This is a genomic window from Vibrio sp. LaRot3 (assembly GCF_027587025.1).
Taxonomy (GTDB): domain Bacteria; phylum Pseudomonadota; class Gammaproteobacteria; order Enterobacterales; family Vibrionaceae; genus Vibrio.
On record NZ_JAPPTI010000007.1, the window covers coordinates 40337 to 65227 of the forward strand.

General features: G+C 43.7%; 20 protein-coding genes, 1 pseudogene and 1 riboswitch. Of the genes and pseudogenes, 16 read left to right on the forward strand and 5 right to left on the reverse strand.

The genetic code is table 11. The features are described from left to right. Positions 1-53: 53 nt before the first annotated feature. The 4 genes and pseudogenes from OH461_RS14375 to OH461_RS14390 all read left to right on the forward strand — a co-directional run. Positions 54-1802: pseudogene (locus OH461_RS14375) on the forward strand (extracellular solute-binding protein); the annotation flags it as partial. Positions 1803-1812: 10 nt separating this feature from the next. After that, positions 1813-2907 carry a microcin C ABC transporter permease YejB gene (locus OH461_RS14380; protein ID WP_270021263.1) on the forward strand — a complete coding sequence of 365 codons (1095 nt, stop codon included), beginning with the start codon at positions 1813-1815 and terminating at the stop codon, positions 2905-2907. Beyond that, positions 2907-3947: an ABC transporter permease gene (locus OH461_RS14385; RefSeq protein WP_270021264.1), complete on the forward strand. Its 1041-nt coding sequence runs from the start codon at positions 2907-2909 to the stop codon at positions 3945-3947. The genes OH461_RS14380 and OH461_RS14385 overlap by 1 nt, the downstream gene beginning before the upstream one ends. 2 nt (positions 3948-3949) lie before the next feature. Beyond that, entirely contained in the window at positions 3950-5536 is a 1587-nt protein-coding gene (locus tag OH461_RS14390; protein WP_270021265.1) for an ABC transporter ATP-binding protein, read from the forward strand. 22 nt (positions 5537-5558) lie between these two features. Here OH461_RS14390 and OH461_RS14395 read toward each other — a convergent pair whose 3' ends face one another. After that, positions 5559-7259, reverse strand: a complete 1701-nt coding sequence (locus OH461_RS14395) for an EAL domain-containing protein (protein ID WP_270021356.1) — start codon at positions 7257-7259, stop codon at positions 5559-5561. A gap of 539 nt (positions 7260-7798) precedes the next feature. On the opposite strand from OH461_RS14395, the gene OH461_RS14400 reads away from it, so the two are divergent. From OH461_RS14400 to vctC, 5 genes are all read left to right on the forward strand, one after another. Then, positions 7799-8269, forward strand: coding sequence for an RNA-binding S4 domain-containing protein (locus tag OH461_RS14400; RefSeq protein ID WP_270021266.1), 471 nt, complete (start codon positions 7799-7801; stop codon positions 8267-8269). A gap of 149 nt (positions 8270-8418) precedes the next feature. Continuing rightward, positions 8419-9324: a siderophore ABC transporter substrate-binding protein gene (locus tag OH461_RS14405; RefSeq protein WP_270021267.1), complete on the forward strand. Its 906-nt coding sequence runs from the start codon at positions 8419-8421 to the stop codon at positions 9322-9324. Between the two features lie 68 nt (positions 9325-9392). Beyond that, the gene (vctD, locus tag OH461_RS14410) at positions 9393-10328 is read left to right on the forward strand and encodes an iron chelate uptake ABC transporter permease subunit VctD (RefSeq protein WP_270021268.1); all 936 of its coding nucleotides are present in this window, start codon (positions 9393-9395) and stop codon (positions 10326-10328) included. Then, the gene (gene vctG / locus OH461_RS14415) at positions 10318-11268 is read left to right on the forward strand and encodes an iron chelate uptake ABC transporter permease subunit VctG (RefSeq protein WP_270021269.1); all 951 of its coding nucleotides are present in this window, start codon (positions 10318-10320) and stop codon (positions 11266-11268) included. Before vctD ends, vctG begins: the two co-directional genes overlap by 11 nt. A gap of 7 nt (positions 11269-11275) precedes the next feature. Next, entirely contained in the window at positions 11276-12031 is a 756-nt protein-coding gene (vctC, locus tag OH461_RS14420) for an iron chelate ABC transporter ATP-binding protein VctC (protein WP_270021270.1), read from the forward strand. 59 nt (positions 12032-12090) lie between these two features. Here vctC and cueR read toward each other — a convergent pair whose 3' ends face one another. Continuing rightward, positions 12091-12477: a Cu(I)-responsive transcriptional regulator gene (cueR, locus tag OH461_RS14425; protein ID WP_270021271.1), complete on the reverse strand. Its 387-nt coding sequence runs from the start codon at positions 12475-12477 to the stop codon at positions 12091-12093. A 64-nt stretch (positions 12478-12541) separates the two neighbouring features. Then, the gene (locus tag OH461_RS14430; RefSeq protein WP_270021272.1) at positions 12542-13522 is read right to left on the reverse strand and encodes a helix-turn-helix domain-containing protein; all 981 of its coding nucleotides are present in this window, start codon (positions 13520-13522) and stop codon (positions 12542-12544) included. Between the two features lie 117 nt (positions 13523-13639). On the opposite strand from OH461_RS14430, the gene OH461_RS14435 reads away from it, so the two are divergent. The 5 genes from OH461_RS14435 (at position 13640) to OH461_RS14455 (ending at position 20748) form a co-directional block, all read left to right on the forward strand. Then, the gene (locus OH461_RS14435) at positions 13640-15679 is read left to right on the forward strand and encodes a TonB-dependent siderophore receptor (RefSeq protein WP_270021273.1); all 2040 of its coding nucleotides are present in this window, start codon (positions 13640-13642) and stop codon (positions 15677-15679) included. A 488-nt stretch (positions 15680-16167) separates the two neighbouring features. Beyond that, complete coding sequence (locus OH461_RS14440) at positions 16168-17361, forward strand: acetate/propionate family kinase (RefSeq protein ID WP_270021274.1); 1194 nt, start codon at positions 16168-16170, stop codon at positions 17359-17361. Between the two features lie 409 nt (positions 17362-17770). Next, the gene (locus tag OH461_RS14445) at positions 17771-18286 is read left to right on the forward strand and encodes a GNAT family N-acetyltransferase (protein ID WP_270021275.1); all 516 of its coding nucleotides are present in this window, start codon (positions 17771-17773) and stop codon (positions 18284-18286) included. Between the two features lie 51 nt (positions 18287-18337). Then, positions 18338-18712 (forward strand): GFA family protein, encoded by a 375-nt coding sequence (locus OH461_RS14450; RefSeq protein ID WP_270021276.1) that lies wholly within the window; start codon positions 18338-18340, stop codon positions 18710-18712. Positions 18713-19149: 437 nt separating this feature from the next. Next, a complete protein-coding gene (locus tag OH461_RS14455; RefSeq protein ID WP_270021277.1) occupies positions 19150-20748 on the forward strand; it encodes a methyl-accepting chemotaxis protein in 1599 nt (532 codons plus the stop codon). A gap of 94 nt (positions 20749-20842) precedes the next feature. Here the strand turns inward: OH461_RS14455 and OH461_RS14460 are convergent, their stop codons facing one another. Further along, the gene (locus tag OH461_RS14460; protein WP_270021278.1) at positions 20843-22069 is read right to left on the reverse strand and encodes a hypothetical protein; all 1227 of its coding nucleotides are present in this window, start codon (positions 22067-22069) and stop codon (positions 20843-20845) included. 226 nt (positions 22070-22295) lie between these two features. On the opposite strand from OH461_RS14460, the gene OH461_RS14465 reads away from it, so the two are divergent. Together OH461_RS14465 and OH461_RS14470 are read left to right on the forward strand one after the other, a co-directional pair. Further along, entirely contained in the window at positions 22296-23303 is a 1008-nt protein-coding gene (locus OH461_RS14465; RefSeq protein ID WP_270021279.1) for a tetratricopeptide repeat protein, read from the forward strand. A gap of 130 nt (positions 23304-23433) precedes the next feature. Continuing rightward, positions 23434-23985: a GNAT family N-acetyltransferase gene (locus OH461_RS14470; RefSeq protein WP_270021280.1), complete on the forward strand. Its 552-nt coding sequence runs from the start codon at positions 23434-23436 to the stop codon at positions 23983-23985. Between the two features lie 47 nt (positions 23986-24032). Here OH461_RS14470 and OH461_RS14475 read toward each other — a convergent pair whose 3' ends face one another. Next, positions 24033-24470 carry a GNAT family N-acetyltransferase gene (locus OH461_RS14475; protein WP_270021281.1) on the reverse strand — a complete coding sequence of 146 codons (438 nt, stop codon included), beginning with the start codon at positions 24468-24470 and terminating at the stop codon, positions 24033-24035. A gap of 245 nt (positions 24471-24715) precedes the next feature. Continuing rightward, a riboswitch (cobalamin riboswitch) is annotated at positions 24716-24830 on the forward strand. The last annotated feature ends 61 nt before the right edge of the window (positions 24831-24891 follow it).

The following is a 24891-nucleotide window of genomic DNA, read 5'->3' on the forward strand; positions in this document are numbered from 1 at the left end:
ATGTCGTTATCAGCGGAATGCTTGCACTATGCAGCAGCGCAAGCTTTGCAGAAGTAATTGAAAGTACCTCTTTGGTTGGCTTTGGCCATGCCAAATATGCAGAGGATTTTAAGCACTTTGATTATGTTAATCCTGATGCGCCAAAGTTTGGCAAAATGACGTATGGTGTGGTTGGCACTTATGACAACTTCAACCGTTATGCGTCTCGTGGGGTCGCAGCGCAAGGGAGCGGGGAGTTATATGACTCGTTAATGTTTTCTCCTAGCGACGAAATAGATGCCTATTACCCTCTTATTGCTCAGCGCGTGCGCTACTCCGATGATTACACTTGGCTCGAATTAGACATCAACCCTAAGGCGCGTTTTCAAGATGGTAAGCCCATCACTGCCCATGATGTCGCCTTTACCTTCGATAAATTCATGGCAGAAGGTGTGCCGCAATATCGCGTTTATTATAAAGACATCAAATCGGTGACCGCGAAAAGTGATTTGGTTGTGCGCATTGAAATGGCGACGCCAAACCGAGAAAAGCTATTTAGTTTCGCGCAAAGCACCAAAGTGCTGCCAAAACACTTTTGGCATGACAAAAACTTTGCCGAGCCACTTTCTGAGCCGCCAGTCGGTAGCTCTGCTTACAAAATTACCGACTATAAGTCAGGCCAAAGTGTTACTTACACCTTAGACTACAGTTACTGGGCGAAAGATCTTCCGGTCAATGTTGGTCGTCATAACTTCCAGCAAGTCCAGTATGACTATTATCGCGATGATACGGTGATGCTAGAGGCGTTTAAAGCTGGTGAGTTTGATTTTAGAATCGAAAACTCAGCCAAGTTTTGGGCCAACTCTTACACCGGGCAAAACTTCGATAAAGGCTTTATTGTTAAGCAGCAAATACCCCATCAAAAACCAGAAACTACTCAAGGCTTTGTATTCAATACGCACCGAGAGGTATTTAAAGACCCTAAAGTGCGTGAAGCGCTGAACTACGCGATGGACTTTGAGTGGATGAACAAGAACATGTTCTATGACCAGTATTCGCGTACCCGCAGTTATTTCCAAAACACGGATTATGAAGCGAAAGGGTTACCAAGCGAAGGTGAGCTCAAGGTTTTGGCCCCTTTCAAAGATCAAATACCAGAGCGTGTGTTCTCTTCGGAATATCAACCTCCTGTTACGGATGGCTCAGGTCGAATTCGCAGCCAAATGCGCACCGCCTTTAAGTTACTCAAAGAGGCGGGGTGGGAGCTGAAAAATAAGGTAATGACTAACGTTGAAACGGGTCAGCCGTTGGCGTTTGAAATTTTGGTTTACAGCCCAACTACCGAGCGAATCGTCATTCCGGTACAGAAAAACCTTAAGCGCATGGGGATTGAGATGAAAATCCGCAGTGTGGATACAACTCAGTACATTAAGCGAATGCGCGATCGTGATTTTGACATGATTTCGAGTCAGTTCGGTGCCAACCCTTATCCGGGGCCGAATCTAATGATTGTATGGAACTCTCACTTCCTTGATTCGTCTTACAATAAGGCAGGCGTTATTGACCCAGTTGTGGACGCGTTGACTCAACAAATTGCCGACAATCAGAGTAATCCAGAGCTGTTGTTAGATTTGGGTAGAGCGCTTGATAGAGTACTGCAATGGAATTACTACATTATTCCGCAATGGCATTCAGGCTCTTACCGTGTGGCAATGTGGGACAAATTTGAACGTCCAGACTTAATGCCGAAATACGATTTGGGCATCGACACATGGTGGATTTCAGAGCAGAAAAGCCTAAAACTACCAGAGAAACGCCGTTAAAGAGGGATAAATGGCTGCGTACATATTTCGCCGATTATTGTTGGTGATCCCCACTTTGTGGGCGATCATCACCATCAACTTCTTCATTATTCAGATTGCACCGGGCGGGCCTGTAGAGCAGGCTATCGCCCAAATGGAAGGGCACAGTTCCGGTATTATGGAGCGCTTTGCTGGTGGAGGTAACGAAGCAGGCAGCGCGACGGACTTAAACAGTGACGATAGCGCAGCGGGCTATAAAGGCTCTCGCGGACTTGACCCTGAAGTTGTGGCAGAGATTAAAAAGCAGTTTGGCTTTGATAAGCCGCTCCATGAGCGATACTTCGATATGCTCAAAAACTACGCGACCTTTAATTTTGGTGAAAGTCTATTTAAAGGTGGTAATGTGATTGATTTGATTGTCGAGCGACTGCCTGTTTCCATCTCCTTGGGGTTGTGGAGTACGCTCATTATTTATCTGATTTCTATTCCCCTTGGCATTATGAAGGCGATTCATCATGGCTCTCGGTTTGATATTTGGTCGAGTGCTCTGGTCATTATCGGTTACGCGATTCCCGGGTTCTTATTTGCAATCATTTTGATCATTCTGTTTGCCAGCGGTAACTATTTCAGCTGGTTCCCACTGCGCGGATTGGTCTCTTCTAATTTTGACCAAATGACTTGGTATCAACAAATCGTTGATTACTTTTGGCATCTGGCTTTACCTATTGCCGCCATGGTGATTGGGGGTTTTGCCACATTGAGTATGCTAACCAAAAACTCCTTTCTGGATGAAATTAACAAGCAATATGTCGTGACAGCACGCGCGAAAGGATTAGACGAACAGAGTATTTTGTATCGTCATGTATTTCGTAATGCCATGTTGATCATTATCGCCGGTTTCCCGAGCGCATTTATTAGTATTTTCTTTACGGGTTCAATGCTGATTGAGGTGATGTTCTCACTCGAAGGGATAGGTTTGCTCGGTTTTGAGTCGACCATTCAGCGTGATTACCCCGTGGTATTTAGCTCACTTTATATCATGACCTTACTGGGTTTGGTGCTCAGTATCATCTCTGACCTGACTTACACTTGGGTTGACCCAAGAATTGATTTTGAGGCGCGCTAATGTGGAATAAAAACAAAGCTCCGAATCCTCTTAATCAGGCGCGTTGGCAACGATTTAAGTCGCACAAGCGAGGTTTTTGGTCGTTGTGGGTATTCGCGATTTTGTTCGTGTTGAGTTTGTTTGCTGAGTTCATCGCCAATGATAAACCGCTATTAGTCGAATATGACCAACAGTGGTTTGTGCCTGTTTTTAATCAGTATGCTGAAACAGAGTTTGGCGGAGAGTTTGAAACCGAGGCTGATTATACCGACCCTTACGTTATCGAGTTGATTGAAGAAAATGGTTACATTGTTTGGCCGCTCATTCGCTTTAGTTACGATACGATCAACTTCAATATCTCCGGTGCAGTCCCTTCAGCCCCTGACTCAGAAAACTGGTTGGGTACAGACGATAAAGGTCGCGATGTGTTAGCGCGGATCATTTACGGTTTCCGTATCTCGGTGCTGTTTGGTTTTGTCTTAACCGTTATCTCGAGTGTTATTGGGGTCATTGTTGGCGCGACGCAAGGTTATTACGGCGGCTGGCTTGATTTAATCGGTCAACGATTTATAGAAGTGTGGTCTGGTATGCCGACTTTGTTCTTGCTGATCATCTTGTCGAGCTTTGTTGAACCTAACTTCTGGTGGCTACTGGGCATTATGGTGCTGTTTAGCTGGATGAGTTTAGTGGGTATTGTTCGCGCGGAGTTTTTGCGTTGCCGTAACTTTGATTATGTGCGTGCGGCGCAGGCGATGGGCGTGAGTGATAATCGTATTATGTTGCGTCATATGTTGCCCAATGCGATGGTCGCGTCGCTCACGATGATGCCATTTATTCTATCGGGATCGGTTACCACGCTTACCTCGTTGGACTTCCTTGGCTTTGGTTTACCCGCGGGTTCTCCTTCACTGGGTGAGCTATTGGCCCAAGGTAAAGCGAACTTGCAAGCGCCTTGGCTTGGTATCTCCGCATTTGCTGTCTTATCGGTCATGCTGACATTGTTGGTGTTCATTGGTGAAGCTGTTCGTGACGCATTTGACCCTCATCATCAAGGACGTTAGCCATGACTGAAACAATCCTAACAGTAAAAGATTTGTCGATCGGCTTTGGTAGAGCGGACAAAATTGAAACCGTCACTCATGGCGTTTCGCTAGAGATTAAAAAGGGGGAAACCCTAGCCCTAGTCGGTGAGAGTGGTTCTGGTAAATCTGTGACGGCCAATTCTATTCTTAAGCTGTTGCCTAAAGGTTCTTCTCATTATCTCAATGGCCAAATCACTTTCGATGGCACAGATATGTTGAGTTGCTCCGAGCGTCAGCTACGCGGTATTCGTGGCGGCCGCATCGGAATAATCTTCCAAGAGCCGATGGTGTCGCTTAACCCTTTGCATAAGATTGGTAAGCAATTGGTTGAGACGTTAGCCATTCATAGAGGGTTGCGCCAACAGAAGGCTGAACAACTTGCGCTCGAATGGCTAGAAAAAGTGGGCATTCGCAATCCAGCATCTAAGATATCCGCTTATCCTCACGAGCTTTCTGGTGGAGAAAGGCAGCGGGTTATGATCGCGATGGCGCTCATCAATGAACCTGAGCTTTTAATTGCAGATGAGCCAACTACCGCCTTAGATGTCTCGGTTCAAGCGCAAATATTAGACCTACTCAAAGCGCTCCAACAAGAGCTTGGCATGGCGATGCTGTTTATTACTCATGATTTAAGCATTGTGCGCAAAATTGCTGACCGAGTCGCGGTGATGCAAAACGGTGAGTTGGTCGAGGTAGGGGAGTGTCAGCAAGTGTTTAACGCGCCAGAGCATGCCTATACACAGAAGTTAATTAATTCAGACCCGAAAGGGTTACCGGTTGCAGTGAGTGAGAATGCACCGACTTTACTTTCTGTAGAGCAACTTCGTGTTTGGTTCCCGATCACCGGCGGCTTGTTTAAGCGTGTCATTTCCCATGTTAAAGCAGTGACCAATATGGGCTTTGAGCTACGCCAAGGGCATTCTATCGGTTTAGTCGGAGAGAGTGGCTCAGGTAAGTCGACGACGGGCATGGCGATTCTTCGCTTGGTGGGCTCAGAAGGGTCTATCAGCTATCAAGGCAATGAAATTCAAGGGTTAGATCGTAAAGCCATGCTGCCTTATCGCAGTAAGATGCAGGTGGTGTTTCAAGATCCGTTTTCGGCACTTAATCCACGTATGTCCGTGGCTCAAGTCATCGGTGAAGGGTTAACCGTTCATACTGACATGTCGGAACAAGAAATCGATGATGTGATAGTCGAGGCGATGAAAGAAGTGGATTTAGACCCACAAACTCGTTTTCGCTACCCCAATGAGTTCTCGGGTGGTCAGAGACAACGTATTGCCATTGCCAGAGCTTTAGTATTGAAACCTGAGTTTATCCTGCTTGATGAGCCAACCTCGTCGTTAGATAGAACGGTACAGGCGCAGATATTGGATTTGCTAAAGTCGTTACAGCAAAAGTATCAGCTTACTTATTTGTTCATCAGCCATGACCTCAATGTTGTGAAGTCGTTATGTCACTACACGATCGTCATGAAGCAGGGAGAGATCATTGAACAGGGTGAAACCCAGCGCCTGTTTGAGCAGCCCAAGCAATCTTATACCCAAGAGCTGGTGGCGTTGTCTTAATTCAGTTAGCTGAGTGGCTATATTAAACCATAGTCACTTGGCTAGCGCTGGCGAGGCATAGAGGTTTTGCGAACCAAAAACCTTGCAAATAGTGCACGCCCATCTTAGTGAACTTACGCTGCATATCGGCGTTTTCGATCCCCTCAATCACCACGTCGACTTTGTTGTCAGTACATAGCCGAGTAATGAAGCTTAAGTATTCGAACGTCGCTGGGTTTTCTAACGCGCGCCAAGCCAGCATTTTATCGACTTTGATTTGTTTAAACGGCAGCTCAAAGAAACTGTTGAGTGAGCTGTAGCCAGCACCAAAATCATCCAGCGATAATCGAAAACCATATTCGTTAAGGCGACAAAGCTGCGATTCGGCGCTTTTATTGCCTTCGAGGATAATCGTCTCCGTGAGTTCCAATACAATGCGGTCGGCATCGATTTGATACTCATCAATCATCATCTTAACGCGATCGGGAAATTGATTATTAAGCAGTTGCAATACCGAAACGTTGATGTTTACCCGGACTTTACTGTTGTGGTTGAGCTGATATTGCTTGATAAATTGGCATGCTTTGTTGACCACGAGATAGCCAAGGTCAACGATTAGGCCATTTTTTTCTGCAACAGCGATGAATTCGTCTGGGTAGATTTGTCCTAAAGTCGAATCATTCCAACGAACTAAGGCTTCAAAGCTAGCGATGGCGTTGTCCTTGGTGCTGATGATTGGTTGAAAACGCACGCTCAGAATATCGTTTTTAATCGCTTGTGCGAGTTCTCTTTCAATATGAAAGTGGCGATCGACTTTTTTCTTGGTAGCTGCGTTGTAGATACCAAGGTAGTTTTCGTGTTTTGCTCGTGCAAATTGACTAGTTCGTGCTGCTATTTGCACCAGTTCTTCTGGCGGTAGAGCACGGTCAAAATTGGGTACTATGCCAATACTAATATCGGTACCAAACAGGTAACCATTCATCTCTATCGATTGGCGATAAGAGCTTAAAATACGCTCGCCTAATGCGTTTATCTCGCCTTCGTTGTATTGACCTTTGACCAAGATGGCAAAGTCGTCGGTTTGGACACGATAAATGTCGACAAACTCATCGGGGAAAGTGTTAAGCGATGACAGTAGATGAGACATCAAGTCTCGCAATATATGTGGCCCGTGCAGCGATTGGTATGAGCGGATATCTTCTAAATGGATATAGATCAGCGAGTATTCCTCGCTCGCTTGTAGGCTCAGCCCAGATAGGTCGACCGATAACTTGTGGCTGTTCGATAAGCCTGATGCGTTGTCCCGAAATGCAGCTTGATGGACATAAGTTTCCATCAGTTTGGCATCTGAAATATCGCGATGGCAACCAATAATGAATGTTTGGCCATTGACGGTTTTGGTAATCCCTGAGCCTTCAATCCACACATATTGACCATTGGTTTTGCGCACTCGGTACTGCGTTACCTGTTTATCATTGCTGGTATCTAGATGGTGTTCTACCTTTTCCAGCAGAATTTGGCGGTCAAAGGGGTGGATAAGATCGAGCCATTTGCTAAACAGGATCTGCCCATCAGCAATGCCAAATTGTTGGTAAAACGAAGGGTTGTAGAAAATAACATTGTCGGTGTCTGTCATGTAAAACAGACCGTCATTCATCACATCGAACATGTGCATGAAATGATGGCCCATCAACATATCGAGTTCAGCGATGGAGATCAGCGGCGTAAAAGCACTGTTGTTCATCATAGACTCTGATGATACTAATGAGAACTGACGATATGGTTGAGGCTTAGCCATTGATTCTTACGACCTAATCAATTTGGTTAATGGGACTACTTCTAGCCAATCTACGGCCAGCTGCATAGTAGCGTTTGTACATGAATATTTAATTACCGACTACCGCCGAATTCACATCGTGACCATAAAGATCATCACGTGATACTGAATGGTGGTTTTTTAGTCTAAATAGAGTTGAGCTATTTAAATTTGCGTAGTCATTCGCAAAAGATTCAGCAATAACTGACTGTTTTGATTGGCTTCCCATCATTAAGTCGATGGTAGAGCAAGCATGACAGAGAAATGTTATTTATTAATCTATCAATATAGCGACTGGTTATGCGGTTTCTTTAGCGTTTTTATAAGATAAGGGCGGCATTTTAGCGATCAAATTGCGCTACGTAAAAGCAAGCGTTTGCGCGGATTTGTAAGGGCTAGCGGCGAAATTACTTGTTAAAATCTGATGTTAAAGGCTAGACTTCGGGTTTTGAAAAAGAGGTGATGTGATGAGCGAGTATCAAGGTGATGCTGATTGGCAAGATCAAGGCGAAGAAATAGAGATTGAAGCGATAGGTATCGAAGTATCATCACATCCTATTGAACTGTATAAAGTCTTCAAAATTGCTAACTTAGTTGGTGGCGGGGGGGAGGCGAAGCACCTTATCTCTGAAGGGTATGTGGCGGTTAACGGTGAGTTAGAAACGCGTAAGCGCCGCAAGATGTACGACGGTGACTTCTTTGAGTTTAATCAAGAGTACTACGTTGTGGTGTGCGATGCGCCAGTAACCGAGCCTGAGCCAAAAGCGGAGCGCGAAGTTAAAGCAGAAAAAGCGCCATCAAAAGCTCGTAAAGAAAAGCCTGCCAAGGGCAAAAAAGCCAACAAGCCAAGCCAAGCGAAAAGCAAACAGAGCGATAAGCCTCAGGCAGAAAAACCAAAGCGTTCAAGTAATGGCCGTTCATCGATAGATTTCTTCTAATCAAAAAAAACAGACAGTTAAAGGGAGGCGAAAGCCTCCTTTTTTATTGCCTTGCGGCTATTGTGGTTTTTGTAAAAAACGTAAATCTGAGATGACTTTGATACAAATCTAAATGATAATGCATTGCATTAATGGTTATGGAGTTAAGTATGAAAGTCTCAACGTTAGCACTACTATCCGGTTTGGTGGCATTTGGCGCCAATGCTGAAATGGTAGAAATCCAACACGCTCAAGGTACGACAAAGTTAGAAGCAAACCCAGAGCGCGTAGTTGTGATTGGTGTAGGTGCATTGGATGCAGTTGTTACAATGGGTGTTGAGCCTGTTGCACTATCTACCGTGAGTATGTTCCCTGATTACCTTGCGAAATACCGTAGCGGTGATTTTATTTCTGCAGGTAGCCTGTCTGAGCCAAACTTTGAAACGATTTTTACTCAAAAACCTGACCTTATTATTGTCGGCTCTCGTGGTGCAAGCCAATACGAAGAGCTAAGCAAAATTGCGCCAACGGTAGTGTTCGCTCCAAACGACGAGCAAGGTTACTGGGTAAGCACGCAGCAACAATGGCGTAATCTAGGTACGATTTTCGGCAAGCAAGAATTTGTTGAGAAGAAGATCGCTCAAGTGGACAGCCAGTTCAAAGCGATTCGCGATTACAACCAGACTAACTCTGTTGATGCGCTTACGGTAATGAGTGCCGGTGGTAACATTACGGCTTTTGGTGCTGATTCTCGCTTCTCAGCTATTTACCGCGATTTTGGCTTTAACGAGTCAGTAAAAGGCATTAAAGCAAGCCGCCACGGTGATCTGGTGTCTTACGAGTTTATTCGTGATGCTAACCCATCAACGTTACTGATTGTTGATAAAGACATGTTAATCAACAAAGGTACGAGCACGACTAAGCGTGATTTTGAAAACGAATTAGTGAAAGCGACTGATGCATACCAAAACAAGCACATGGCTTATTTAGACATCAATGCTTGGTACTTAGCGGCTTCAGGCATTCAAGCGACAGAACGAATGATTAAAGATGTTCAATCTTCAATCGACCTTTAAAAGAATTAAGTAATAAAGTTGCCCAAGCAAACATGTTTGCTTGGGCTTTTTAGCGTTAGAGGCAAATTTTGAAAAAGTTATTGCCAATTTTGATAGTGCTTAGCTTTGCTTCCCTTTTCGTAGGGGTGGGAGAATTAAGCATTGGGGCATTGCTCGCAGGGGATGCAAGCAGTTGGAACTTGTTGTTTACCAGCCGTATTCCTCGTTTGGTGGCCGTGCTACTGGCAGGTGCAGGTTTAAGTATTGCTGGTTTGATTATGCAGCAGATCAGCCAAAACCGATTCGCAGCACCATCGACTTCTGGCACGATAGAGTGTGCGATGTTGGGCTATGTATTAAGCCTTGTTTTCTTTGGTGGTCAGCAAATCTGGTTAATCTTCTTAATCTCGATGCTCGGCACACTAATGTTTGTGCAGTTTATTAATCGAATCCAATTTAAGAACGCTATTTTTGTACCACTGATCGGCATCATTTTCGGTAATGTGGTGGATTCATTAGCCACTTTCGTCGCGTATAAATACGATGCGTTGCAGAACATGTCCGGTTGGGCGGTTGCCAACTTCGCTAACTTGCTGCAAGGCGACTATGAACTGCTTTATATCGCTATCCCTATCGCGGTCATTGGCTACCTATTTGCGACACGTATTTCTGCGGTTGGCTTAGGTAAAGACTTTGCAACCAACCTTGGTCTTAAATATGGCCAAGTGATTATTTTAGGTGTCACCTTGGTCTCTATTATGTCGGCCAGCGTGGTGATGATCGTCGGTCAGTTGCCTTTCCTTGGTCTAATCGTGCCGAACCTAGTGAGTAAGTTCTATGGCGATAACTTGCGCAAAAACATTCCACTCACGGCGGTATTAGGCGCGCTTATTGTGCTGTGCTGTGACCTTGTCGGCCGTACGATTATCTTCCCTTATGAAATCCCAATCTCGATGATCATTAGCATGTTAGGTGGTGGTATCTTTATCTTCTTTATTCTGCGAGGCCAAAAGAATGCAGGATAGAACTAAATTACTGTTATTAGCGATTGTCGCTTTAGTATTTGCAGGTTTGTTCATTGGTTTAGGTTTGAATGCCGATAACTACCAATACTTCTTGTCTCGTCGTGTACCTAAAGTGATGGCAATGATTTTAGCCGGTATTGCGATTGGCCAGTCGGCTTTAGCTTTCCAAACCATCACTAACAACCGCATTTTGACGCCAAGTATCATGGGTTTTGATTCCTTGTACATGTTCACGCAAGTGGTGGTTGTCGTTGCGTTCGGCGGTATGAGTTCGTACGTGCTTAATGACTATGTAAACTTTTCACTGTCTGTCAGTGTTATGCTTGGTTTCTCGGTGTTGTTGTTCAGTTTCTATTTTGGCAGCAAACAGAAAAACTTAATGGCATTGCTGTTATTGGGTGTGATCTTAGGTCAGCTGTTTGGCAGCATCTCATCGTTTTTGACTATGTTGATGGACCCGAATGACTTTGCTGCGCTGCAATCAAGCTTGTTTGCCAGCTTCAATAACATCAAAGTTGAGTTGGTGTATTTGTGTACGCCGCTATTAGCCATAATCAGCTTTTTACTGTTCCGTTTAAACCGAGTGTTGGATGTGTTCTGGCTAGACAGCGATAACGCAACCAGTTTGGGGATTGATGTAAAACGCGTGACGCTACAGGTGTTGATTCTATCTGCAGCATTGATTGCTATCTCGACAGCATTGATTGGTCCAATTATGTTCTTTGGCCTACTGGTGACCAACTTAGCGCGTGAAATGCTTAAGTCGTACCAGCACCGAGTTTTGCTATTGGGCGTTTCGCTGTTGTCTGTGGCGTCTCTATTGAGTGGTCAATGGATTGTGGAAAATGTCTTCGGGTTCTCAACGACGTTGAGCGTGGTGATTAACTTTATTGGCGGCATCTACTTCCTATCGATGTTGCTACGAAACAAAATCGTTTAGGGTCATTATGATTAAATTACAAAGCCTAACTAAATTATTCGGTAAAACGGCCGTCGTGAACGACGCCAGTGCTGAGTTTGAAAAAGGGAAAGTGACAGCAATCATTGGCCCTAACGGCGCGGGTAAAAGTACCCTGTTATCAATGGCAAGTCGCCTTGTTGAGAAAGACAAAGGTGAAGTGTACATCGACTGCAAAGAGCTCGCCGATTGGGATACCAAAGAGCTGGCGAAGCGTCTTGCAGTGCTGCGCCAAGCTAACAACATTACTATGCGTTTTACGGTACGTGAGATGATCGCTTTTGGCCGTTTTCCTTACAGCCAAGGTAAGCTTACCGACCAAGACCAAGCGGTAATTAACCAAGCGATTGAATACTTAGATCTTGCTGACATTCAAAACAAATACCTTGATGAGTTGAGTGGTGGTCAGCGACAACTGGCGTTTATTGCAATGGTCATCGCGCAAGATACGGACTACGTGTTCTTAGATGAGCCATTGAATAACCTAGATATTAAACACTCACTGCAAATTATGCGTAACGTTGGTCGCTTAGCGCGTGAAATGGATAAAGCAGTAGTGGTGGTGATTCACGACATCAACTTTGCTGCGTGTTACTCCGACAAGATCATCGCTCTTAAGAAAGGTGAAGTGGTAGCACAAGGGTCAGTAGAGGAAGTGATTCAGGCCGATGTGTTGGAAAGCATCTATGAAACGCCTTTTAATATCATCGAGCAAGATGGTAAGCGCATGTGTACCTATTACTGATTGCAACTCTGTCTAAAAAAGGCTTCCCACTGGGAAGCCTTTTTATTTGGTTAAATCATCTATTTAGTTAAGTCATCAATGATAGGGCACTGACTACTGCCGTTGCCGGGGCATGATGAGACCCACTGTTTGAGCTGTTTTTCGATTTCTTGCAGCTGGTGGATTTTCATCTCCACTTCTTTGAGCTTTTCTTGTGCTTTGGCTTTGACTTCACTGCTTTTTCTATGTGGGTTATGGGCAAGTTCAACAAATTCTTTGCACTCTGCAAGGGAGAATCCAGCGTTTTTTGCACGGGAAACAAGGTTTAGCTCTTGCAAATGTTGCGAGCCATATTCGCGATACCCCGACGCACTGCGCAATGGGGGAGTGATGATGCCTTTATCTTCGTATAAGCGAATTGACTTGCTTGATAGCCCAGTTAATTGGGCAACTTGACCAATGTTCATGGCGTTTACCTTTAATGAGAATCCACTTAGCTTACCACAGTTGATTTTATTACATGTAGCCGCATTAACTCATGTCTTTGCGCATCATCGCGTTTGGAGGATAGCCAAAGGCCTTCTTAAACGCGATGGTAAAGTTAGAAGGGTGGGTATAGCCTGCCTCGTATGCGGCTTCGGTGATAGAGATAATACCGCGCTCTAAATGTTGCTTAGCGATCTCTAATCGTCGGGTGCGGATGTAGCCATTGATTGTACAGCCAATGTGATTACGGAACTTGCGTTGAATGTTAGATGGGCTCATTGCGAACCGATGTGCAATTAAATCTATGGTCAGCGGGTTATCTAAATTGGTCTCGATATAGCTGATAATATCTTCCACATCGGCTTGTGCAATGGGTTCAAACTTAGTGTCAGATTTCGCGATCGCTTGCTGTTCAAGCTGAGCAAAAATGATTTCCATTAACTGCATCGAAATCTTTTCGAGTTTTATCTTATTGAGGAAACTGGTGGCGTTGTGCAAATCAAGCACTTGGTCCACCAATTGGTAGATCTCTGGAGTAAGGTCGAATCGGATTGAGTTTTTGTGGCCCTTTAAAAATTGACGCACGCGGCATGTCTCGGAACTGCGCGCCAAGATCCAATCGGGTTTCAGCATTAGATTTAGTTTGGTGACATGGTTACCTTTGGTGATGCGGCGTCGAAAGTTCGCAGGCTTTGTCAGGTTAACTAGAATGCCTTCCGCTTTTATACGCGCATCGAGATTAAACTCTAAATCATCATAGCCAAATTCTAAGTGGCCTTGCAGCAGTAGCGTTACGATGATGGAGACAGGCGCTGTTGAGACAATATTAGAATCAGTCAGTTCTTCGCTTCTGCTGCCATGCAATGTAAAACAATCATCGACGCGATGAGAGACAAAATGTCCTTCGACTAACGGGCCATTGTTTCTGCGGCTAACACCGACGATGAGCTGCTTTTCTGATTCCTCAATTTTCTTAGTAAGTGCTACTTTTTCTAGTCTTGGTCGAGATTTAGTACCGACGCCCATGCTGTATTTCCTCATAACATGAATGCGATTGTGCATAACTCAATTCACTTTGTGAAATGAGGGTTCAATCCTATCATGCTTGCGAATTGTTATCATTTAGATTTAAAGAGGAAGTTCATGAAAAGGGACATTCGAGTTAAACCCCATAAGTCAGTCGTGTGTTTGGCCGTTGGTCTGGCGCTTTCATTCTCTGCATTGGCCGAAGAAAGTGCATATTTCGACGAAGTAGTCGTTTGGGGGACGAAAGTATCAAGTAGCTCGGAGTCTATCGGTGCTGATGATATGTCGCTAAAGCAGGCTGATCATATGTCTGACTTGCTGCGTGATGTACCGGGCGTTGATGTTGGCGGTACGCATTCAGTCAATCAGCGTATTAATATCCGTGGTTTAGGTGAAACCGATTTAGACATTCGCCTTGATGGCGCTTCTCAGCACGCCAATATGTTCCACCATATTGGTAACCTTACTCTTAACCCTGACATTCTAAAGTCGGCTGAGATTCAAGTAGGTAACAACTCGGTTGTTCAAGGTGGCCTAGGTGGCTCAGTCTATTTTGAAACCAAAGATGCCAAAGAACTGCTGCGTGGCGGCGAAAGCGTAGGTGTCCGCGTATATGGTGGATATGCAAGTAACGCCAGCCATAAAGGGTCAATCACCGGTTATGCGCAATTGAGCGACAAGATCGATGGCATGTTGTACATACATGGCGTGGACAATGACAACTTTGAAGATGGCAACGGTACAGAGACTTATGGCGTCGATGGTGAAATCTACAACATCCTAGGCAAATTTGGTTTTGAACCGTCTGACCAGCATAGATTCGAACTGTCTTACGATTTATATCGTGACGAAGGTGAATACAGTGCGCGTCCTGACCGTGGTCAAGATGCGAATACAACAGGTCGTGACGCTGATTTGTTGTTACCGACAGAATACGATCGCGATACGGTTCGCTTAGGGTATGAGTTTACCAGTGCAAATCATAATGCAGATGTCACCTTATACAGCTCAACCACAGAAATTACTCGTGATGAAACCCCGACGTCGTGGGGGGTCTTAAACAGAGACAGTATCAATACAGCGAAGAACCAAAACGTGGGTTTGAGTGCTAAGGTGCAATCGGATATTGAGCTTGGCTCTATCGGTAATACCGTTACTTACGGTTTTGATTACATGGACAAAAACTCGTCGAGCACCTACGACGGTGTTCAATACATGGATGAAGATGCAATCAGCACGGCTATCTTCCTAGAAGATAGGATTCAACTCATTGAGCAGTTTGCGCTAACTTTAGGTATTCGCTACGACGATTATCATCGCAAAGCGGAAACCAGTGATACCAGCTACGACGAAGTGACTTGGGCGATTGCTGGTGAGTTTGATGTAACGGATTCATTCCAAGTTTTCGCAAGCACGCGCACGCTGTTTAAAGCGCCTGAACTGTTAGAGACATTCATCCAGTTCCAACAAAGTACGGTTCTGGCGGAGGAGCTGCGTCCAGAAACGGGTCGAAATAGCCAAGTCGGGTTTAAGTTTAATCACTGGGCGGGGGAACACTACTTCGGGTCTAACCTAACGGTATTTAAAACCCAAATCGATGACTACATCATTGAAGGTTATGATCGTTCCATCAGTGGCTATTACATCCAAAACGGTTTCGATATTGAACTAGAAGGTTTCGAGCTGTCTGGTGTGTACGGTTACCAAGGTTTCACCGGTAAGCTAAGCTATGCGAAAAGCGATGCTGACAACGTAACAGATGGTGGTCCATACGCTTCAACCGGTAGCATGCCGCGCAGTAAAGATATTGGTGATTCAGTGTCTTTGACGCTTGATTATCAAATGGATGATTTAGGTCTTATCTTCGGTTGGAACTCACAATTTGTTATGGACGAAGACAATGTTCTTCAAGGTAATCCAGTGAAAGAAGGCTACGACGTACACAACCTTTATGTTCAATGGGTACCGACACAACATGACAACCTGTCTGTTACGTTTGGTATTGATAACGTGTTTGATGAGACTTACACATCACATGCCTCAACCAGTGGCGTAGGGACACTATACGACTCATCACGCAATCCGGTAGGTACGTATTTAGCGGATGACTTTGAGCCGGGCCGTAACTTTAAACTGTCTGCAGCTTACCATTTTTAACCTTCATTAAATGTGTTGTTGCATTAGCTGCCCATTTTGGGCAGTTTTTTTTGGTTTAAAATCTAGTTGAACGCCATATAGACTTGTTCAAATTGTCATCAAACTATGAGTTCGATTCAAAAATTTTGTAATGCTTGAAAGTTTGCATTGATGGTCATTGTTTATGTTTTGCGCTTTATCTAGTCGATTTTTGTGCATAAAATGCCTCAAAAGAGGCATGTGAACAGGCGATGTAAGACGTTAAAATGGAGTTGCTCACTTTCCGCTATGCCTTGTTTTTAGTAGGTCTATGCAAGGTATTGAATGCTTTTCGAATAATTTCCAACCGCAAATAAAATTGATTCTTGCTTTAGATCAAGAAAAAAACGTTTGTCCTGCAATTAAAGCTAAAAGAAAGTTGAAAGATTTAAAAATTATTTTAATATTTAAACTCATTAAACAATGAAGCATCTGCTTCTACATTAAGTCTGAAACAGGATACATACCTCATGTCTAACTCGTTAGTGTTGGTTATTAACTCTGGTAGCTCTTCTCTTAAGTTCGCAGTCATCGATTCAAATACGGGCGACGCGCTTGTTAGTGGCTTAGGCGAATGCTTTGGTTTACCTGAAGCAGTTATCAGTTGGAAATATAACGGCGAAAAAACCGAAGAAGCCATCACTGCGGCAGATAACCATCACCAACATGCGATTAACCGCATTGTTGCGCTTATCGAGACATTAGGTTTCTCATCAGACTTAGTAGCAGTAGGCCACCGCATTGTTCACGGTGGTGAGAAGTTTACATCGACAGTACGTATCGATGAGCATGTTTTAGCCGAGATTGAACGTCTTTCAGACCTAGCTCCGCTCCACAACCCTGCTGGTGCGAAAGGCATTCAAGCGGCTATGACTGCTTTCCCTGCATTACCTCAGTTTGCAGTATTCGACACGGCATTCCACCAAACCATGCCAGCGAGAGCATTCACTGGTGCGATTGCGAAAGAACTTTACTCTGAATTTGGTGTGCGTCGTTACGGTTTCCACGGTACTAGCCACTACTACGTGAGCCGTGAAGCTGCGAAGATGATTGACAAGCCTGTAGAAGAATCAAGCTTCATCTCTGTTCACCTAGGTAACGGTGCTTCTGTTTGTGCGATTAATAATGGTGAGTCTGTTGATACCTCAATGGGCTTCACGCCACTGTCTGGTCTGATGATGGGCACACGTTGTGGTGACCTTGACCCAGGCATCATCGAGTACCTTCTTAAGAAAGGTTGGTCTCAAGAGAAAGTGTTCAATTCATTGAACAAAGCTTCTGGCTTCTTAGGTGTATCTGGCCTAACAAGCGATGCTCGCGGTATTTTAGAAGCGATGGAAGAGGGTCACGAAGGTGCAACTTTAGCATTCCAAGTATTTACATACCGTGTGTCTAAATACATTGCATCTTACCTTGCAGCGCTAGATTCATTCGACGGCATCATCTTCACTGGTGGTATTGGTGAAAACTCACTGCCAATTCGCCGTGAGATTCTAAGCAATCTGAAACTTCTTGGTTTTGTAGAAGACGCTAAGGGTAATGAAGATGCTCGCTTTGGTAACGCAGGTGTTATCGCGAAATCTGCAGTGCTAGATGCAGTTGCAATGGTTATCCCTACTAACGAAGAATTCGTAATTGCACAGCAGTCAGTAGAGCTGCTATAAAACTCTACTCATTTTGGGAACTAAGCTAAAGCCCTTTCCGTTTGGAAAGGGCTTTTCTTTTATCTGCCAGATGAAGAGGTGTGCTGATAGAGTATGAGTTTACATCTACTAACGAATCGACTTGATTATCTTCATGCATGCTAATCAGTTTCGGATATACTAACGTCATACCTGCCTCATGATGCGTGAAGGCATTGATCAGTAACGGATAAGATTATGTTTTTGTTTAAGAGGCTAGCTAAGCTGGCAGTGATTTGTGTGGTGTTTTTCACTCTTTTCGACGTTATTAATTCTGGTAGTGTGACTTGGCCTTATCGGCTGATATCTGCGTTGGGTTTTTAGTCTTATTACTTCCCCTTACTAACTCTTTGTCTTATCTTAGTTATTTGATGTAATGAGAGGATAAGACATGGAGCTAGTTGTTCCCTCCCCAAACTATCAACACGCATTTGAGCAATTCTACTTTGACTACGTGAAGAACGATCCAGTAAATGGTGAGTGCTATGCGGAATGTATGTCGAATTTCTCTGCCTATGTACGCTCTTTGCTAGATGAAGCGCAAGGAATCAACTTAAAACCGACTTATGTTCCTTGTTCTCATCATTGGTTTATCAATCCACAAGGGCAGATCGTGGGAGTGATACGAGTACGTCATAACATAGATAATACGTTTCTTAGCCAAGAAGGCGGTCATATAGGTTATGACATTGCTCCATCCCAGCGTGGACAGGGGTACGGAAAGGCAATGTTGGCAGCTGTACTACCTGAACTAAAATCATTAGATATATCCCGAGCATTGATTACCGCTGATGAGGACAATATTGCTTCACGTCGTGTTATAGAGGCTAACGGAGGTCAGTTAGATAACGTTATTTTTGGCGCAACCTTTCAGTGTCAATTGGCAAGATATTGGGTTTCAATTTAAAAATCTGCAACTCAATTTAATGGCACTGATTTTTTTAAGTAGGAGCTAGATATGGATGTTAAGCCTGTACACCAAGCCCGCTGTCATTGCGGCACTGTGGTATTAGAACTGACTCTGCCGAATGGAATTGAAGACCCAAGGCGCTGTACGTGTTCGATGTGTAGGAAACGTGGTGCTATGGCAGCATCAGTGCTGTTAGAAAACTTAAAGGTGATTGAAGGGGAAGACAATCTGACCTGCTATCAATTTAATACTATGACCGCAAAACATTACTTTTGTAAGACTTGTGGTATATACACCCATCATCAACGTCGATCCAATCCATATCAATACGCAATTAATGTCGCCTGTTTAGATGATATTAATCCTTATGATCTTGAGCCTGTGCCGATTAACGATGGTATTAATCATCCCTCAGATCGCTAAACGTTATTTTTGGTCGATATGAGTACGATTTTCGTGCTTACTCATTTTGTGCATGAAAGTTGACTATTTATTAATCTAAAGTATTTACAAAACAGTAACTTGTTGGGTGCTTTTTGATCGCTTGTGGCACATGCATGTTGATGTACGTCGCACGCATAGATTTTATGAATGTGTTTTGCTTCTATAATTTGAGATGATTACAGGTGTTTGATTATTTAACTTTTGGAAAAAGTGTTTGTTTTATAATTGTTTAATTGATCATTTTATTTATTTTTCCTTCCTTAAGTTCTTGTTAAAACTTCAATTTCCCTCCTTCTTAATCAAGAAAATTTAGGCGCTTATTGATGCAATTTATGCAAACTTGTATGCAACATTTTGTCTAAATAATGCACTAATTCTATTAACTTCAAATTTATAGAATTAACTCTACGGAAAATGTGGATATCAACTACCCAAAAAGTGTAACTTATGCGGCGTTTATCGCAGAGATGAGACAAGAAATGGGTCGCAGAAATAAGAATGTCGTAGATGAAGAAGTTAAATTTAGTGAAGAACTGGTTTCTACTACTGACAAGAGAGGCGTAATTACTTACGCCAATGAGGCATTTTCTCGGGTTTGCGGATACAGCCAAGAAGAATTAGTGAACACTAATCATAATATTGTGCGTCATCCCGATATGCCCAAAGCCGCATTTAAAGATTTATGGGTTAACCTTGAAGCTGGCGCTTCATGGCGTGGAGCGGTGAAGAACCGTTGTAAAGATGGTCGCTACTATTGGGTAGATGCGTTTGTGACGCCTATTTTACGCAATGGTTCGGTAGTGGGCTATCAGTCGGTACGTTCTCCCCTTGATGATAAGCTTAAACAACGGGCTGAACGTCTATACAGAAAGGTAAATGCAGGTAAAGCACTCGTACCGTTCTGGAGTCAGTTTAAGTTTCGATTGGTGGCTTTTATTTCTTTAGGCGCTGCAATTGTCGCTGGTAGCTATTGGTTACCGTTATTAAGCGTATTACTGTTGGCGTTGCCTTTTGTCTGCTTCCAACCTGAAATTTTCTCAGCTCCGCAGTTCTACACCAAGTTATTAGGTCAATACGACAGTGTCTCTCGTTTGGTTTTCTCGGGGGCTCAACCACATGGCGTTGCAGATTACCACTTGAAAATGGCGCACGGGAAAATCCATACAATACTTGGCCGTGTTCAGGATCAATGCAGCGGCCTTGAGCAAAACGTGCTGAATTTGAAAAAGGCCGCTGAAGATACACAAGGCGGCGTAGAGCAAGAAGCAACAGAGATTCATCATATTAGCCATTCGGTAGAGAAAATCGTGACCGCTATTGATGATGTTGAACAGCGCATTACGCAAGCTTCCGAGCAAGTGGAACAAGCGAATCAGCAATGCATTAATGCAGAATCAAATATGCATCAAACCAAAACGGCGATTGATTCTTTGTCGGGTCAAATTCAGAAATCGAGCGAATCTTCTGCTGAGCTGACTCAAGAAGCCGAACGAATCGATGCCATCATGGTAGAGATTAAAGGCATTGCTGAACAAACTAACTTACTTGCACTCAACGCTGCAATTGAAGCAGCAAGGGCAGGGGAGTCTGGCCGTGGCTTTGCAGTAGTAGCTGATGAGGTGCGAAACCTTTCTTCTCGAACGAATTCTGCAACAGAGCAAATTCAGGCTTCTATTTCTGGAATGCAAGAAACACTACGTCATTGGCAATCTGAAATGGGTAAAGAGAAAGAGACGGTCGATCACTGTGTTGATCAAGCACTGCAATCTCAGCAATCTTTATCAGCTGTCATGGGGTCAATGGCAAGTATTTCTGAACTGTCACAGCAGATCAGTGAAGTAGCACAGCATCAAGCCCATCTCTCGAAAGAGATCAGCAGTAACATTGAACAAATTGACAGTCTCTCTCAGCACAATGCGCAACAAGCTGAGATAGTAAATTCTCAATCAAGTGATATTTCGGTTAAAGCGACTGAGCTTACCGGGCTAAGAGATACCTTTAACGAGCGTAGTTAAATTGTATTGAGTTTATATAGAGAAAACAAAGCCCTACTAAGGGCTTTGTTTTTATTTGATGAATTCATCTAAGTCGATTGAGTTCTTAATCAGGTTAGTCAGTATATTCTTCCTTAGGTGCGCCTTTAAAGTTAATGGTGTTGGTATTGACCACGTCGCCATTGCTAAACTCGACGTTTACTGGACCAATCATGTACCATTTGCCGCTGATTTCGCTTTCAGTGAAGACCTTGTGCGTGCCATCGGCGATGCTGTCACCATTGTAGTAGACCGTTCCTGTTGTAGCAGCTACATCGCTGCGGCCAATTTGGGCTGAAACACCGCTATTTTTGTAGTTGATTGCCTCAATAAACACAAATTCTGCAGGGTAGTCTGCTTCGATGTTTATCTGATTAGACATATCACTTTCAACGTAATCTGCTACTAGGTTTTTCCAGTTTGTCAGATTTTCTAGATGAGTATGTGTAATCCCTGTCGCACTCTTTGCAGCCATAAAGGCATCAAAAGCGGTTTTAAAGTCGCCAGATGACTTAGCTTGTGTGTAAAGATCGAACCATTCTCGTACCGAAATACCGTATTTTTTGCTAAGCACGGCAATAGTTGTCACGTAAACATCGTAGACGTTCTCGTATTTTTGTTTAACGGTGTCTTCGGTCAAGTAAGTGTCAACAGTGATTGGTGAAACAATGCCTGAAGTGCTGGCGTAATTGTCTATCTCGCGTGCAGGGACAATTTTATCTGCTTGGGCAATATAAACTGCAAGTGCCTCAGTGAACCACTTATACACTTCACCACTGTTGGTCTCACCGCCAAAGAATTCAAAACCCGCAACGTGTGTCATCTCGTGCTTCGCTAGGCGGTACAGATCGCTAGGATCGGATTTAAGGTGTTGTTCCCAGCGATTCTCGTAAGCAGAACCAGAGTAACCCGCACCGTTAGGGTCGTTAAAACATACTGTCCAACGACTGTTGTTTAATCCAAGCTCTGCGGAAGTTAGGTTAGCATCTGCCATCAACTCGTTTAGTGCGACCTGCGCAATTTGACCAGCTTGTTGCAGCTGGCTTGCTGTAATATTGGCAGCCGTTGCTTCAATGAAGAGGTTTTCGGTTTGGTAAGTGTTTCCAACGCCGCCGGTACATTTACTTAGAAACGAGCCAGAATCGGTGATGGAAACGTTCGCAGCTTTATCCAACAAGACTTGGTTCTTTGACGTGTTAGGAGTATTGCCATTGTTTGACGTGTTATCGCTAGCTTCGTCACTGCCACAACCAGCGAGAAGTGCAATAGCAATAGAGAGGGTAGTAAGTTTTAATTTATTCATATTTTTCATGCATCTATTGAGTTTGATGAAGAGTATGAAGGGGTTAAAAAAGGGAAACAATGAACGTAATTGAAGGCGAAATCCGTAAATTAAAGGCTCTTAGTGTGACTTTTATCACATTGTAATGATTGAAGTTTCATTGTCTATTATTTGTCTGGAGCTTGGAAGGATTGATCTATAGGATTGGCTAAAACTAATAAATTCAATAAATTATATTTAGGTAATTATGAAAAAACGTTCATTAGCTCTCCTCACCTCTGCTGCGTTGTTGATCTCATATCAAGCTCATAGCTATGACTTAAGTTGGGAAGAATTCGAAGGCGAAGACTTAGAATTGTTAAAGCAGGCTCAAAACTCAAATGATCCCGACGTGTTGTTCCAAGCCGGCCAACTGCTGATTGATAACTCAATTATGCAAGATGGGATAGATCTTGGTCATGACTACATCGAACGCGCGGTAAAAACTGGCCATGATGGTGCAGAAACCGTTAAAGCGGACATGGAGTACATGGACGGAAACTATGAAGAAGCATTAGCGCTTTTCCATAAAGCAGAAGCTGGCAACGATCCTTATGTTTTATACAGCCTTGGCGTTATGTACTTCGACGGTGAAGGCACAGAGGCAGATGTTCGCAAAGGCAACGATTACTACCTAAAAGCCGCTAAGTTAGGCTCTGACGATGCGATGTACCAGCTAGCGTTTTCTTACAATGATGGCGTAGGTGTGACTCAAGACTACGCCAAAGCCGCCTATTGGTTTGAGCAAGCAGCTGAAAAAGAAAACATCAGCGCAATGTACAACCTAGGTATTTCTTACTTGAATGGCGAAGGTGTTGAAACCAGCTGTAAAAAAGCGATGCAGTGGCTAGAACGTGCGATTGAATTTGACGAGCACCCACGTTCGTTTGCAAAGATGGGCGATATCTATTACTACCCTGAATACAAACAACGTTGTGGCTTTAAAAAGACAGATTACGCCCAAGCGTTTTTGTTCTTTGAAAAAGCGGCCATGCTAGACAATGTTTACGCTCAATATATGGTTGGTTACGCGTATCGCAATGGTCATGGTATCCCTAGCGATTTTGTGAAATCACTCGCTTGGTTTGAGATTGCCGAAGAGAATGGTGATGAAGATGCAGTGAAAGAGATTCGCGATGTGAAGAAATACATGTCGAAGGAAGATATTGCTAAATCTGAGCAATATAAAGAAACCATTACTGATGAGATCTGGTAACTGATTTCGCCTTACTATCACTCGTGATTGTATTTTTAGAGCCCAAGCCATGCTTGGGCTCTTTTGTTTCTACATACAATTAAACTGGTTATATAATATCGGGGTCTATTTGAAGTGATTATGGAATTAAATGAAGTTCTCGCGTTACCTAGCCACCCAAACAAGCCAGATTGAACAGTTGTTTTTAGATACGTTTGCCGATTCTGAAGGTGCTGAAGAAGGCCAAGTAATTGCAATGCTAGTCAAAGATTTATTCGTCAAGACAGCGAGCCATGATCTAGAGTGCTTTGTCGCTATTAGTGAAGATGAACAAATCATGGGAGCGATTGTCTTTACGCCGCTCGACAATGAAGTTGACTCAAATGAAAGAGAAAGGATGTGTTTGCTGTCTCCTGTTGCTGTTTCAACGTCAGTTCAAGGGCAAGGGATTGGGCAGGCATTGATTAACTATGGGTTGAATCAAATGTCAAAGGCAGGCAATTTTATAGCCGTTACTTATGGGGACCCAAGCTTTTATAGCAAAGTGGGGTTCAAGCAGATCGCAGAAAGCATTATTCCAGCTCCTTTCCCACTAAGCTACCCAAATGGATGGCTTGCTGTTTCACTAACCGGGAGCAACATTACTCCCGTTTCAGGGACGACAAGATGTGTAGAAGCCCTGAATGATGCTAAATACTGGTAATTGGCCGCTAAAATGAAGCCCTGCAAAACGCAGGGCTTATGTTTATGCTAAATTAGTTCATTGGATTGATAGAGCTCAGGCTGCCAAATGTGCATTACATTTTCTGGATTATCGATTGGCGTAAAACCATATTGAGCGTACAAGCCATGCGCGTCTTTAGTGCCGAGCGAAACACGTCGCAATCCTTGCAAGTCAGGATGCTTTAAAATGGTATCAATCAGCTTTTTACCTAAGCCTTGTCCACGGTGCTGTTCCAATACAAACACATCCAAGATATACGCATAAGTTGCGTAGTCACTGATCACTCGCGCGAACCCGGCTTGATTATCTTGCTGGTCATACACGCCAAAGCAGAGTGAATGCTTTAGGCCGCGACGCAAGGTTTCTGCAGGAATACCGGCTGACCAATAGCTATTGGATAAAAAGTGATGGACGACGTCAAAGTCGATTTTGCTGCGATCGTCACTGACATAATACTGCGTCACAAAGAATTCCTTTTCTTGATGGATAAATAATAACCATACGTAAATTGAGTTTATGGTCAACGCTTTATAGAGATTTTTGTTCTACAAAGAGCAGGAAAATGATCGACCTTAAGCGCAAAAGATTGGCGATTACTCTCTTTTTAAATCCAAAGCACATAAAATCCCGCAATCGTTTTCTCAAACTGATCTGAATCAATAAGAACTATTTTCATTCCTGTCATTATCGCTGCATCCACTGAGTTTAGGGGAATTAGGTGAAAGGCCTAAACTGTACCCGCAACTGTAAGGTAGAGATCGATAACATCGAAGATGTGCTGTTTTATTGCATGCGAGTTATCGCCACTACCGAGTCAGAGTACCTAAGCTTAACGTTGGCCGGCAGTATGGGCGGGAGCACCCAGTTTCGGATTTGTTGATGCTT